The 11,801-nt window shown below is 72.6% G+C and carries 15 protein-coding genes; 6 read left to right on the top strand and 9 right to left on the bottom strand.

Translation table 11 applies throughout. The annotated features are described in order from the left end of the window. Window position 1: 1 nt before the first annotated feature. Window positions 2-1,300 carry a type III PLP-dependent enzyme domain-containing protein gene (locus tag ACZ7PG_RS40885; RefSeq protein ID WP_470244566.1) on the bottom strand — a complete coding sequence of 433 codons (1,299 nt, stop codon included), beginning with the start codon at window positions 1,298-1,300 and terminating at the stop codon, window positions 2-4. Between the two features lie 82 nt (window positions 1,301-1,382). On the opposite strand from ACZ7PG_RS40885, the gene ACZ7PG_RS40880 reads away from it, so the two are divergent. Then, window positions 1,383-2,267: a LysR family transcriptional regulator gene (locus ACZ7PG_RS40880; RefSeq protein WP_470244565.1), complete on the top strand. Its 885-nt coding sequence runs from the start codon at window positions 1,383-1,385 to the stop codon at window positions 2,265-2,267. Between the two features lie 551 nt (window positions 2,268-2,818). Further along, the gene (locus ACZ7PG_RS40875) at window positions 2,819-3,034 is read left to right on the top strand and encodes a DUF2630 family protein (RefSeq protein ID WP_470244564.1); all 216 of its coding nucleotides are present in this window, start codon (window positions 2,819-2,821) and stop codon (window positions 3,032-3,034) included. A gap of 3 nt (window positions 3,035-3,037) precedes the next feature. Here the strand turns inward: ACZ7PG_RS40875 and ACZ7PG_RS40870 are convergent, their stop codons facing one another. Continuing rightward, window positions 3,038-4,327 carry an NAD(P)/FAD-dependent oxidoreductase gene (locus ACZ7PG_RS40870; protein WP_470244563.1) on the bottom strand — a complete coding sequence of 430 codons (1,290 nt, stop codon included), beginning with the start codon at window positions 4,325-4,327 and terminating at the stop codon, window positions 3,038-3,040. 169 nt (window positions 4,328-4,496) lie between these two features. Here ACZ7PG_RS40870 and ACZ7PG_RS40865 point away from each other — a divergent pair, with 169 nt between their 5' ends. Beyond that, window positions 4,497-4,868, top strand: a complete 372-nt coding sequence (locus ACZ7PG_RS40865; RefSeq protein ID WP_470244562.1) for an STAS domain-containing protein — start codon at window positions 4,497-4,499, stop codon at window positions 4,866-4,868. 34 nt (window positions 4,869-4,902) lie between these two features. Here ACZ7PG_RS40865 and ACZ7PG_RS40860 read toward each other — a convergent pair whose 3' ends face one another. From ACZ7PG_RS40860 to ACZ7PG_RS40850, 3 genes are read right to left on the bottom strand one after another with little or no spacing between them, the layout of a single operon-like run. Then, window positions 4,903-5,166 carry a DUF4235 domain-containing protein gene (locus ACZ7PG_RS40860; RefSeq protein ID WP_470244561.1) on the bottom strand — a complete coding sequence of 88 codons (264 nt, stop codon included), beginning with the start codon at window positions 5,164-5,166 and terminating at the stop codon, window positions 4,903-4,905. Then, a complete protein-coding gene (locus ACZ7PG_RS40855; RefSeq protein ID WP_470244560.1) occupies window positions 5,163-5,471 on the bottom strand; it encodes a DUF3618 domain-containing protein in 309 nt (102 codons plus the stop codon). Before ACZ7PG_RS40855 ends, ACZ7PG_RS40860 begins: the two co-directional genes overlap by 4 nt. Continuing rightward, entirely contained in the window at window positions 5,468-5,881 is a 414-nt protein-coding gene (locus ACZ7PG_RS40850; protein WP_470244559.1) for a phage holin family protein, read from the bottom strand. Before ACZ7PG_RS40850 ends, ACZ7PG_RS40855 begins: the two co-directional genes overlap by 4 nt. Before the next feature lie 180 nt (window positions 5,882-6,061). Between ACZ7PG_RS40850 and ACZ7PG_RS40845 the strand changes: the two genes are divergently transcribed. Next, entirely contained in the window at window positions 6,062-6,895 is an 834-nt protein-coding gene (locus ACZ7PG_RS40845) for an aldo/keto reductase (RefSeq protein ID WP_470244558.1), read from the top strand. Between the two features lie 70 nt (window positions 6,896-6,965). After that, a complete protein-coding gene (locus ACZ7PG_RS40840; protein WP_470244557.1) occupies window positions 6,966-7,430 on the top strand; it encodes a hypothetical protein in 465 nt (154 codons plus the stop codon). A gap of 63 nt (window positions 7,431-7,493) precedes the next feature. Here ACZ7PG_RS40840 and ACZ7PG_RS40835 read toward each other — a convergent pair whose 3' ends face one another. After that, on the bottom strand, window positions 7,494-8,294 hold the full coding sequence (locus ACZ7PG_RS40835; RefSeq protein ID WP_470244556.1) for a GAF and ANTAR domain-containing protein: 801 nt from the start codon (window positions 8,292-8,294) through the stop codon (window positions 7,494-7,496). A 51-nt stretch (window positions 8,295-8,345) separates the two neighbouring features. Next, window positions 8,346-8,864 (bottom strand): hemerythrin domain-containing protein, encoded by a 519-nt coding sequence (locus ACZ7PG_RS40830; protein WP_470244555.1) that lies wholly within the window; start codon window positions 8,862-8,864, stop codon window positions 8,346-8,348. A gap of 126 nt (window positions 8,865-8,990) precedes the next feature. On the opposite strand from ACZ7PG_RS40830, the gene ACZ7PG_RS40825 reads away from it, so the two are divergent. Further along, window positions 8,991-10,508 carry a CYTH and CHAD domain-containing protein gene (locus tag ACZ7PG_RS40825; RefSeq protein WP_470244554.1) on the top strand — a complete coding sequence of 506 codons (1,518 nt, stop codon included), beginning with the start codon at window positions 8,991-8,993 and terminating at the stop codon, window positions 10,506-10,508. 16 nt (window positions 10,509-10,524) lie between these two features. On the opposite strand, the gene ACZ7PG_RS40820 is transcribed toward ACZ7PG_RS40825, so the two are convergent. After that, complete coding sequence (locus ACZ7PG_RS40820) at window positions 10,525-11,316, bottom strand: SigB/SigF/SigG family RNA polymerase sigma factor (protein WP_470244553.1); 792 nt, start codon at window positions 11,314-11,316, stop codon at window positions 10,525-10,527. Next, window positions 11,313-11,762: an ATP-binding protein gene (locus ACZ7PG_RS40815; RefSeq protein ID WP_470244552.1), complete on the bottom strand. Its 450-nt coding sequence runs from the start codon at window positions 11,760-11,762 to the stop codon at window positions 11,313-11,315. The genes ACZ7PG_RS40820 and ACZ7PG_RS40815 overlap by 4 nt, the downstream gene beginning before the upstream one ends. Window positions 11,763-11,801 lie beyond the last annotated feature (39 nt).

Genomic DNA, 11,801 nt, shown 5'->3' with positions numbered 1-11,801 from the left:
ATCACGCTTCCGGGAGCACTCCGACGAACTCGCCGCCCGCGTCCGCGACCAGCTCGGCGATCGACTGCGCGCGGCGGATCGGCGTGAACTCCACGTGCCCGCGTTCCGACACGGTGAAGCCGTGCACGGCCGGGCGCGGCAGCGTGTTGTAGGCGTAGTGCGCGCCGAAGTAGTAGGCGCCGGTGTCGTGCGCGACGACGAAGTCGCCCGGCTCCAGCAGCGGCAGCGGCCGTTCCTTCGCCAGGAGGTCGCCCGCGAAGCACAGCGGCCCGGCGACGTCCTGCGGCACCTCGGGTCCCGTCTTCGGGCGGCCCGCGGCGTCGAGCGCGGTCAGCCGCAGCGGCCAGTGCTCGGGCTGGAGCACCGTGCGGGCCGCGACCTGCGCGCCCGCGTGCGTCACGGCGATGTGCCGGCCGCCCGCGACCTTCGTGTACTCGACGGTGCTGACGAGGAAGCCGTTCTTCGCCAGCAGGGACCGGCCGAACTCCGTGACGAAGGAGTAGCGCCCGTCGGCCAGCGCCGGGACTTTCGCCAGCAGCGTCGCGACGTAGTCGGCGTGGGTCGGGCCGGGGTCCTCGGAGGCGAAGTTCACTGGCAGGCCGCCGCCGAGGTCGAGGCTGGTGACCTGCCGGCGTCCGGCTTCGGCGTTGATCTCCTCGGCGAGCGCGTGCACCGCGGCGACGCCGTCGGCCATCAGCTCGGGCGGGCAGCCCTGCGAGCCGACGTGGACGTGCAGCCGGGTCAGCCACGGCCGTCGCGCGAAAGTTTCTTTGACGAGGTTTCGGTTGTCCCGCAAGGGAATGCCGAACTTCGACGTCGAGGTGGCGGTGCTGGTGTCGCCGATCCGCCCCGCGCCGATCTGGGGGTTGATCCGCAGGCCGAGCACCGAGCGCGGGGTGTCCTCGACGAGCGCGTCGAGACGGGCGAGCTCCTGGAAGTTGTCGGCGTTGATCGCGGTGCCTTCGGCGAGGGCGTGCACGAGCTCGGCGGTGGTCTTGGCGGGGGAGTCGAGGACGAGCCGCGCACCGCGGACCCCGGCGGCTTCGGCGACCGCGGTCTCACCCGGGCTCGCGACCTCGGCGTCGACCCCGAGATCGGCGAGGTACCGCAGGACGGGCGCGAGGCCGCACGCCTTCGCGGCGACGGTGTGCTGGACGCGCCCGAGCGGCGCGAAGGCCTTCGTCAGGTCCTCGACGGCCTCGCGGATCCCGGCGAGGTCGACGAAGCCGGCCATCGGGTCGAGGAGGTCGTTGCCCGCGGCGGCGGCGAGGGCGTGGAGCTTGCGATCGGTGCGGTTCACGTCTGCCAGTCTTGGACCTGGTCTGTGGGACGGTCCAAGACTTCGTCCGTCCTGATCTATAGGCCCGGCCTATAGTGGCTGGGTGGACCTGCGCCGTTGGCACTACTTCGCCGTGCTCGCCGAGGAGATGCACTTCACTCGCGCGGCGGCGCGGCTGTTCGTGTCCCAGCCTTCGCTGAGCCAGCAGATCCGGGCGTTCGAAGCGGAGCTGGGGGTGGCGCTGCTCGACCGTTCGGGCCCGCGCTTCGCGCTGACGGAGGCCGGCCGCGTGGCGGCGACGGAGGCCCGGGAGCTGCTGGACCGCCTGGACCGGGCCCGCGGCGTGATCACGGCGGCCGGCCGCGGCGACGCGGGAAGGTTGCGGATCGCGTACACGCGGTCGGCACCGGGCCCCCTGGCCGGCGACCTGGTGGCGGCGTACCGCACCGCGTTCCCGGGAGTGGAGCTGGCGTTGGAGACGGGCTGGACGAGCCTGAACCTGGCGCGCCTCCTCGCGGGCGAGATCGACGTGGGGTTCGTCCGCCCACCGGTGGTGGCACCGGGCATCGAGGTGGCGGTGGTGGGGTCGGAGGAGGTGCTGATCGCCCTGCCGTCCGGGCACGCGCTGGCCCGCCGCCGCGGCCGCCTGCGCCGGGCCTGGATAGCGACGGAGCCGGCGGTGTTCTGGCCGCGATCGAACGGGCCGGGCCAGTACGACGCGATCAGCGAGCAGGTCTGGCCGGGCGGAGTGCCCCGGATAGTCCGCGAGGAACCGGAGGACGAGCAGCTGCTGCGCGCGGTGGCGGAGGGAGCGGGGATCGCGGCGGTCCCGGAGCACCGCGCGCGCGGGTTGCGGCCGAGGGGGGTGGTGTTGAGGCGGTTGGAGGAGCCAGTGCCGGTGATCGATCTGGGGTTGGCTTGGCGGGCTGGGGCGGTGGGGCCGGTAGTGCGGGCGTTCGTGGAGTTGGCTCGGGGTGGGGAGGGGTAGGTGGGGTCGGGGTTGCGCGGCGGGTGCCGGCTCGTGTGGAGGGGGCGCTGAGGGTTGGTTCGGCGGGTGGGGAAGGTCGCGGATGGCTCGTTCGCGACGCTCGCCGGCCGCAGCCGCAGCCGAGTCCCCGGGAGCCGCAGCCGCAGCCGGGAGCCCGGGAGCCGCAGCCGCTGACCGCAAGCCGCAGCCGCCGGCCGGAGGCGGAGGCGCCGCCGTGGGCCGGAGCCGCCGCCGCGAGCTCGCATCCGCAGCCGGGAGCTGGAGTCGGGGGCTGCAGCCGCGAGCCGCCGCCGGCCGGAGCTACCGCCGCGAGTCCGCAGCCGCGGCCGGAGTCGAGTGGCCGCGCGAGCCGGAGCCGCGAGCTGAAGCTGCGCCGCGGGCCGGAGCTGCCGGCCGCAAGCCGCCGACCGGAGCTGCCGCCGCGAACCCACAGCCGGAGCGTGGCGTGCGCCCCAACAACGTCGCGCGAGGTGCACCCTCCCGCGCCCCACATCACTCGGGCGGGGCCACCCGCGCGGCGTATGCTCGCGGGCGGACAGGAGGGGATTTCCATGGCAGGCCACGAAATCACCGACCGCATAGCCGACCTGATCGACGAGGAGCACCGGCTGCGCAAGGGCGCCCTCCACCACGGTGGACTCACTCCGGACGAACGCCTCCGGCTCAAGGACCTCGAACGGCAGCTCGACGAGGCCGTCGACCTGCTGCACCGCCGTCAAGCCCTGTCCGTCTTCGACGACGACTTACCGGCGTCGCCGCGGGGCTGAACGTCAGCGCCGGGGGAGCTCGGGGGAGTCGGTGTCGAGGGGCACCGCGCCGGAGCGGACGAGTCCCAGTTGGACGGTCTGGCGGCCGGTCAGCCGCTCCAGGATCCAGTCGACGGCCGTGCGGACGCGGTTGCCCGGCATCGCCATGAGGTGGTACGCGCGGGTCACCGCCTTCGCCGGGAGCCCGGAAAGCGGGATGTGCAACGGGTTCGCCGCGGCCGCACCGGCGCCGAGGTCGACGACGAAGCCGAGGTCGTGGTGCCGGTAGGTGCCGGCGCTGCCGTACCCCAGTGACGCCGCGACGTTGCGCCCGGCGAGCTTCCCCTGCCGCTCGGCGTGCTGCGCGGTCATCGCCGTGTACTGGCCGGGGCGGGTGAGGTCGGGCACCGCCGCCGCGTCGCCGCAGGCGAAGACGTCGTCGTGGCCGGGCACGACGAGCTGTTCGGTCACGCAGAGGCGGCCCTTCGCCGTCTCGAGCCCGAGGTCGGCCACCAGCGGGTCCGGCCGCACGCCGACGCACCACACGAGGGTCCGGGCCGGCACCGGCTCGCCGTTCGTCAGCGTGACGCCCTTGGCGTCCGCGTGGTCGACCGAGGTCTTCATGAGCACCTCGACCCCGCGGGCGCGCAGCACGCGGTCGGCGGTACTCCCCAGCCGCTTGCCGAGCTCGGGCAGCACCCGCTCGGCGACGTCGAGCAGCAGCCAGCGGATCTTCTGCCCGGCCAGCTCGGGGTGGCGCGCGGCGAGGGCGTCGGTGAACGCCGGACCCTGCGCGGCGACCTCGGTCCCGGTGTAGCCGGCGCCGACCACCACGAACGTGCAGCGCGCGTCGCGTTCGGCGGGGTCCTCGGCCGTGGCGGCCAGCTCGATCTGGCGCGTGATGTGGTCGCGCAGGTACAGCGCTTCGGGCACGCCGCGGAACCCGTGGGCGTACTCCGGGACGCCCGGGATCGGCAGGAGCTTGTTGACGCTGCCCGCGGCGAGCACCAGCCGGTCGTACCCGATCCGGTGCTCTTGGTCCTCCGGATCGGTGAACGTGACGTGCCGGGCGTCGAAGTCGACGCCGGTCGCGACGCCGAGCACCAGGCGGACGCCGGGGAGCGTCTCGGGGATCGAAACCGTCACGCGCCGCGGGTCGAGGATCCCGGCTGCCACCTCCGGCAGGAGCGGCAGGTAGAGGAAATAATCCGTGGGGTTCAGCACCACCACTTCGACGTCTTCACCGGCACTTTTCCGGAGGCTCTTGGCCGCGTGGTAACCGGCGAAACCACCCCCGACGATCACGACTCGCATGGATCTCCTTCCCGGCCGGATGTCCGTCTTCCGGCGATTACCCGAGGTCGGGGCGGGGAAGCCCGCGGGGTTGACCTGGGGGCCCAGGGGCGTACGGTCAGAGGAGTTGGCTGTTGTTCAGAATCACGTGCTCCGGTCAGCGCCCCTGCACGCTGCGATAGGGAGCGCCATGTACTGCTTTCGCACGATCGACGAACCGTCCGGCCTGACCTACACCACCACCAAGAGACCGGGCGGCATCCGCGTGGTCACTTTAGTCGGTGACATCGACGCGGCAACCGTCGAAACCTTCGACGAGGCCCTCGCCACGGGCGAGCGGCTGATCGTCGACCTGACCCGGGTCGCGTTCCTCAGCTGCGCCGGCGTCCGCTCGCTGCTCGAAGCGAGCGCCCGCGTCAGGCTCGCCGTCGTCCTCGGCGGCCACGCCGTCACGCGCTCGCTGGAAGCCACCGGCGCGGACGTGCTGCTGGAGATCCACCCCCGCGTCGACGCCGCGCTCGCGGACCTGACCCCGGTCCCCGAACCCGGCCGGGAGGCGTGACCGCCGTCCACTATGGACGCTGTGCCTGCCTCGGTCAGTCGTCCGGCCAGTCGCCGGTCGCCTTCTCGTAGCCGATGGCACCGGCCCGTTCGGTCGCGGCCTTGACCGCGGCGAAGATCGCGCCCTGCACCGCCGCCGCGATGATCACCTGACGCCAGGTGTAGTCGCGGTCGGTGGCGTCGGGCGCGTCTTCTTCGCCCGCCACGCGCTTCCAGACCTGCTTGAACGCCTGGCCGGCGAGGATGCCGCCGAGCGCCCCCGCCACCCAGCTCAGCGGCTTGTACAGCACCTTGTTCACGAGTCGCTCCTCCGTCGCAGGATCAGCCGGATCACGATCACCAGGCCCAGCACCCCGGCGAAGATCGGCACGGGGTTGCTCCGCACGGCGTCGGCGCCCTGGCGGAACTTGACCGCGGTCGTCTCGTTCGTCACGTCGGCGACCTTCGCGGTCGCCTGGTCGAGCTTGTCGTCGACGTTCTCCTTGACCCGGCTCTTCACGTCGAGCTTCTGCCCGAGCGCGGCCAGGGTCTCGCTCAGCTCCTCCCGGGTGGTGTCCCGGTCGAGCCGCGCCTCTTCGGCGTTCTTGGGGAAGTCCCCGCTCATGTGTGCACTCCCTGTTTCACCGTGTCCACGTCCTGCCGGACGCCGCTGATGGCCTCTTCGGGCACCGGTGGCACGCCCTGCGCGACTTCCTTCTTGCCGACGAGCGCGGCGATCCCGGCGACCAGGAACAACGCGACCGCGACGATCACCGCGGCCAGCCAGCCGGGCACGACCAGCGCGAGCGCCAGCACGGCGGCCGCGACCAGGGTGCCGACGCCGAACAGCGCGCACAGGCCCGCCGCGCCGAACAACCCGGCGCCGAGGCCCATCTTCTTGCCCTTGCGCTGCAGTTCGAAGACCGCGAGCCGCATCTCGTCCCGGACGAGCCGCTTGACCTCGTCGGTCAGGTCCGTCACCAGCTCGCCGACCGAGCGGTCGGCCGCCGCCTTCTTGTTCACTTCTTCGATCACGGAACACCTCCTTGCCTGGGCGGCGTGTACCCGCTCCGCCCGGGACCAACCACGCCGGTTTTGCCCGGTGCGGCACTGGGACCGAGATAGCGCGACCGACGTCACACGATCGAGTGACACGACGGGGTGGGCACCCTCTCGCCGCGTTTCGCCTCCGGAAACCCCGGGTAGGCGGCGGGTATGACTTCCCCCGACGTCCCGGCCGTGGAACTGAACAACGGCGTGCGGATCCCGCAGCTCGGGTTCGGCGTGTTCCAGATCCCGCCCGACGAGACCGCCCGGACCGTGCGGACCGCGCTGGAAGCCGGCTACCGCCACCTCGACACGGCGCAGATGTACCGGAACGAGGCAGGCGTCGGCGCCGGTATCGCGGAGTCGGGGATCGCGCGCGAAGACGTCTTCGTCACCACGAAACTGGCGAACGACGCGCAGGGCCACGACAACGCGATCACCGCGCTGGAAGGCAGCCTGCGGCGGCTCGGCTTCGACTACATCGACCTCTACCTGATCCACTGGCCGTTGCCGCACAAGGACACCTACGTCCGGACGTGGCAGGGATTCGAAGACATCCTGCGGGCGGGCAAGGCCCGCGCCATCGGCGTGTCGAACTTCCAGCCCGCGCACCTCGACCGGCTCGCCGAGGAGACCGGCACCGTGCCCGCGGTCAACCAGATCGAGCTGCACCCGGCGTTGCAGCAGACCGGGCTGCGCGCCTACCACCAGGAGCACGGCATCGCCACCGAGGCCTGGAGTCCTTTGGCCCAGGCGGAAGTCCTGGACGACCCGGTGCTGACCGACCTGGCCGCCAAGCACGGCCGGACGGCCGCGCAGGTGGTGCTGCGCTGGCACCTCCAGCTCGGGAACATCGTCATCCCGAAGTCGTCGACGCCGGAGCGGATCGAGCAGAACATCGACGTGTTCGGCTTCGAGCTCGACGACGAAGACCTGACAGCAATCGGCAAGCTCGACGAGGGCCACCGCACCGGGCCGGACCCGGACACGTTCAAGGGGTGACCGTGGCGTTTCCCTCTGCAACCGGCCGGGTACTTCACCCGGTGAGGTCCCCCTGGAAGGAGCGTTCGGCATGAGCACCAACGCGTACCTGTCGTTTCTCGTGATCGGGGTGGTGCTGGTTCTGATCGACGGGCAGATCATCTACCGCAGCGGCCGCCGCTACCTGGAGAACTCCTACGGCGACCCGGCGGCGGGTGCGTCGATGACCCGCCTGGTCACGGTCCTGTTCCACCTCGCGACACTGGGCGTCCTGGCGCTCGTGTCGACCATCGACATCGGCGTCGGTATCACGGGCGTAGTCGCTCGCGTCGGCGTCTTGCTGCTGATCCTGGCCATCGCCCACGGCATCACGCTGGCCGTGCTGTCGCGCATCCGCGGCGAGCAGGAGGTGGAGGCGGTCGTCCAGCGCGGCCCCCGGCAGCGGGTCGAACCCGAGCAGCAGGGCCCGACCGTGACACCGGCGCCGGGCCAGCCGGGTACCTACCCCGACGTCAGCCCGACGCTGGAGAACCGGTCCCCGTACTCGGCTTCGTAACCGGCTATCCCGTCCGAGGGCGGCGCTTTCCCGGGAAAGTGCCGCCCTCGGACGGGTCCGGGGTCAGGTTTCCGCCATCGGCAGGTCCACCTCGGTGTGCCGGGTGGCGAGCGTGCGGGCCAGGTCCGCCAGCTTGACGTTCAGGTCCTGGGACGCGCGGCGCAGCACGTCGAAGGCTTCGTCGGCGCTGATGCCGCGGCGCTGCATCAGGATGCCCTTCGCCTGGCCGATCACGTCCCGGCTCTCGACCGCGCGACGCAGGTTCTCCGCCTCCAGGTCGGCCGCCACCACGGCCTCCGTGTGCGCCAGCGCCAGGGACGCGTGGGTCGCCAGCAGGAGCGCCCGGTCGATCGCCGGCCCGTCGAAGGCGCCCGGCCGCCGCGAGTAGATGTTGAGCGCGCCCGAGCGCCGCGGCGGGCGGGCGTCGGGGAGCAGGGTCGTCGCCAGCACCGAGTGGTAGCCGTGGCCGGCCGTGGCCGGGCCGAACACCGGCCAGCGCGGGTCGCGGGCGAGGTCCTGCGACCAGGCTATCGCCGGCCCGTCCGGGCGGGCCGACTCGACGCACGGGCCCTCGTCGTGGTCGTACTGCACCTGGTCGAGCTTCGCCGCGACCGGGTCGGTCTCCACCGGCGTGTGGTAGCGGCCGTCGGGCTCCCGGAGGGTGACGCTGACCAGGTCGGCGTCCGGGATGAGCGCGCTCGCCGCGCCGACGACCAGCCGGAGCACGCCCCCGACGGTCGGGGTCACGTCGAGCAGCGTGCGCGTGAGGTCGGCGAACTGACCGGCCAGCGGGCCCACCGGCCGGTCGCCGTCCAGTCCGAACGCGGCCCGTTCCCGCGCCCACTCGTCTTCACCGATGCTCATGCTTCTCCGTCGTCTCCGGGGTGTGCCCTCCATTCAACCCGATGCCGGTGGTCACTCCGACGCGTGGCGCAGCGCGGCCCGCGCCCGGTCGACGAAACCCGGGCCCGGCCACAGCTGGCGAGCCTGCGGCACGCGGTCGGACAGGTCCGGGTGCGGCAGCGTCGCCGCGGCCGCCCGGGCCGCCAGCACCCGCTCGCCGAGCTCGGCCCGCCGTTCGGGCGAGCACTTCAGCCGGACCTCGCGCACCGCCGCCGGGCCTTCGTCGTGGACGTGCCGGCGCACGGCGCGGATCAGCTCGCCCAGCAGGCGTTCGAACCGCGTCTCCTGCGGTCCCACGCCCTCCAGGTCGCGCATCAGGCCCTCGGCCTTCGTGAGCTCCCCCTCACCGTCGATGAAGGACTCTTCGGCGACGGCGTGGCGGACGAGCGCCGCGATCAGGTGGTCGGCGAGGTCCTTGCGGTTCTCGGGGCTGCCCTGGCCGAGCTCGATCTCGGTGCACAGCCGGTCCAGCTCCCGGTGATCGCCGGCGAGGACGGTGGTCAGGTCGGTTGCGGGCTGGCTTCCGTTCATGCACGCTCCTGGTCCGGACTCGGGGTTTCCCCGAGCGGATACCCGCTGCCCGGCGGCCGAATCCCGTGTCGGCCCGGCGCACGCCGGGTAACCGCACCGGAGAACCGGATCTCGAGGAGGATGATCATGGCAGCGCCGTCGTCGGTGATCGAGCGCGAGCGGAAGTACGAGATCGTGGCGGGCAGCGGGGTGCCGCGACTCGTCGGCGTGGCGGGCGTCACGGCCCAGGACGACCCGGTCGAGCAGATCCTCGACGCGTCCTACTACGACACCGAGACCTTCCGGCTCGCCAAGAGCGGCATCACGCTGCGGCGCCGCGTCGGCGGGCACGACGCCGGCTGGCACCTCAAGCTGCCGGTCTCCGCCGACGAGCGGCAGGAGATCCAGCTGCCGCTGGGCGGGGAGCCGAACAAGGTCCCCGGCCGGCTGCGCCGCCTCGTGCGCGCCTACACGCTGGGGGAGAAGCTGGTGCCGATCGCGCACCTGCGCACCGACCGGTTCGCCCACCGGCTGGCCGACGGCGACGGCCGGACCGTCGCGACCCTCACCGACGACCACGTGACGGGGGAAGCCGGCGGGGAGAGCGCGCGGCTCGACGAGTGGCGTGAGCTGGAGCTGGAGCTCGACCCCGCGACCGACCCGGGCCGGCTCGAGGAGTTCGACCGGGCGCTGGCGGAAGCCGGCGCGTCGGCCTCGCCGTGGCCGTCGAAGCTGCGGCGCCTGATCGGCGATCGCGTTCCCGCGCAGCCCCGCGGCCGCAAGAAGCCGACGGCTGGCGACGTCGTGGTGACGTCGTTGCGCGAGCACTACGCCCGGCTGCGCCGCGCCGATGTCGGCGTCCGCCTCGACGTCGAGGACTCCGTGCACCAGCTGCGCGTCGCCACCCGGAAGCTGCGCAGCGCGCTCCGCACGTTCGGGTCCATTGTGGACAAGGACGCGACCGCGTCCCTCGCGGCCGAGCTGAAGTGGCTCGGGCAGGAGCTGTCCCCGGCCCGGGACGCGGAGGTGAGCGAGCAACGGCTGCAGGCCCGGCTCGACGAGCTCCCCACCGAGCTGGTGCTCGGGCCGCTGCATCAGTACCTCACCCGGTACTTCGCCCGCGAGGCCGAGGAGGGGCGCACCCGGGCGCTGGCGGCCCTGACCGGCAAGCGGTACCGGAACCTGCTGCGCGCGCTGGACACCGTGGTGGAGGAACCGCCGCTGACCGGCCGGGCCCGCAAGCCGGCGAAGTCCGCGCTGCGCGAGCCGGTGCGCAAGGCCGCCCGGAAGCTGCGCCGCGCCGAAGCGGCGGCGCGCCGTCTGGACGGCCACGAGCGCGAAACGGCGCTGCACGAGGTCCGCAAGAAGGCGAAGCGGGCCCGCTACGCCGCCGACACCGTCAAGCCGGTCTACGGCAAGAAGCTGCGGAAGTGGCGCAAGAACGTCAAGGCCGTCCAGAGCACGCTGGGCGAGCACCAGGACACCACGGTCGGCCGGGACGTCCTGCACCACCTCGCCCTCGCCGGGCACGGGGAAGGGCAGAACACGTTCACGTTCGGGATGCTGTACGAGCGGGACGCCGAGACGGCGGCGCGGCTGCGCGAGCGGTTCGCGGGGGAGTGGCGGCGGCTCCGCGAGGGCGGCCGCCCGGGCTGGCTCCGCTGAGCCGCCGGGGCCAAGCTCAGCCGTCGCCGCTGAGCTTGCCCCGGAGCTGCTCCAGCGTCTGCGACAGCAGGCGGGAGACGTGCATCTGGGAGATGCCGACGCGGTCGGCGATCTGGGTCTGGGTCAGCCCGCCGAAGAACCGCATCACGAGGATCGCGCGCTCCCGCGCCGGCAGCTCCTGGAGCAGCGGCTGGAGGGCCTCGTGGTTCTCGACCATGGTCATCTCGTGGTCGGGTTCCCCCATGGTGTCGGCCAGCGACAGCGCCTCGGCGTCGTCGTGCACCGGCTTGTCGACCGACAGGGCCTGGTAGGCGTTGCCCGCCAGCAGCCCTTCCCGGACTTCGTCGACGTCCAGGCCCAGGTGCTCGGCCAGCTCGGTCGGCGTCGGCGCGCGGCCCAGGCGCTGGGACAGCGCCGCCGAACCCTGGCTCAGCGACAGGTGCAGCTCCTTGAGCCGGCGCGGGACCCGCACCGACCAGCCGGTGTCGCGGAAGTGCCGCCGGACCTCGCCCATGATCGTCGGCACCGCGAAGGACAGGAAGTCGTGGCCGCGGGTGGGGTCGAAGCGGTCGACCGCGTTGATCAGGCCGATCCGCGCCACCTGGACCAGGTCCTCGCGCGGCTCGCCGCGGCCGGAGAAGCGGGTGGCGATGTGCTCGGCGAGCGGCAGCAGCTCGGTCACCAGCCTGCCGCGGACGACCTCGTGCCGCGGGTCGGCGGGGTCGAGGGTGCCCAGCTCTTCGAACAGGGGTTCGCAGTGGGCGTACTCGTCCGGGCGGTGGAGGAGGGTTTTCCGCTCGGGGCTCACGCGCTCGTTCCCGCGTTGAGAACCAGTTCGATCGTGACGATGCCCGCGCCTCCGCCCGGGAGGACGTCGCAGTGCGCGGTCACCGACCGGCTCAGCGTGGTGAGCACGTGCCACCCGAAGGTGCGGTCGCTCGGGGGCCGCGGGTCGCTCGACCGGGTCGAAATGGTCACGTGCAGGCCGTCGAGACCCTGGCGGAACCGGCAGTGCAGCTGGGTGCCGAGCTCGGCCAGCTGGACGAGTTGGGCGCAGGCCTCGTCGACGGCCATCTTGGCGTCGGCGATGGCGTCCAGCCCGAAGTCCGCGCGCGAGACCACACCGTGGGTGAGCATCCGGACCAGCGGGATCTGCTCCGCCATGGCCGGCAGGCGCAGCTCCACCAGTTCCTCGAGCAGCTCGTCCAGCGTCGGCTTGCCGCCGTGCGAGCCACCGCTTCGTGTTTCTTCCATGCGTGAAGTACTACCCATCTGGGCGAATGACGACACTTG

The organism is Amycolatopsis sp. NPDC114504, from assembly GCF_055633595.1.
This window is presented reverse-complemented; position numbering and strand designations above follow the sequence as displayed.

What these genes read in the sequence shown, in the direction of transcription:
- ACZ7PG_RS40835 (WP_470244556.1), bottom strand. Translation starts at nt 8,294, where the DNA reads ATGAGCATCGGTGAAGACGAGTGGGCGCGGGAACGGGCCGCGTTCGGA.
- ACZ7PG_RS40855 (WP_470244560.1), bottom strand. Translation starts at nt 5,471, where the DNA reads ATGAGCGGGGACTTCCCCAAGAACGCCGAAGAGGCGCGGCTCGACCGG.
- ACZ7PG_RS40815 (WP_470244552.1), bottom strand. Translation starts at nt 11,762, where the DNA reads ATGGAAGAAACACGAAGCGGTGGCTCGCACGGCGGCAAGCCGACGCTG.
- ACZ7PG_RS40845 (WP_470244558.1), top strand. Translation starts at nt 6,062, where the DNA reads ATGACTTCCCCCGACGTCCCGGCCGTGGAACTGAACAACGGCGTGCGG.
- ACZ7PG_RS40865 (WP_470244562.1), top strand. Translation starts at nt 4,497, where the DNA reads ATGTACTGCTTTCGCACGATCGACGAACCGTCCGGCCTGACCTACACC.
- ACZ7PG_RS40875 (WP_470244564.1), top strand. Translation starts at nt 2,819, where the DNA reads ATGGCAGGCCACGAAATCACCGACCGCATAGCCGACCTGATCGACGAG.
- ACZ7PG_RS40825 (WP_470244554.1), top strand. Translation starts at nt 8,991, where the DNA reads ATGGCAGCGCCGTCGTCGGTGATCGAGCGCGAGCGGAAGTACGAGATC.
- ACZ7PG_RS40870 (WP_470244563.1), bottom strand. Translation starts at nt 4,327, where the DNA reads ATGCGAGTCGTGATCGTCGGGGGTGGTTTCGCCGGTTACCACGCGGCC.
- ACZ7PG_RS40830 (WP_470244555.1), bottom strand. Translation starts at nt 8,864, where the DNA reads ATGAACGGAAGCCAGCCCGCAACCGACCTGACCACCGTCCTCGCCGGC.
- ACZ7PG_RS40840 (WP_470244557.1), top strand. Translation starts at nt 6,966, where the DNA reads ATGAGCACCAACGCGTACCTGTCGTTTCTCGTGATCGGGGTGGTGCTG.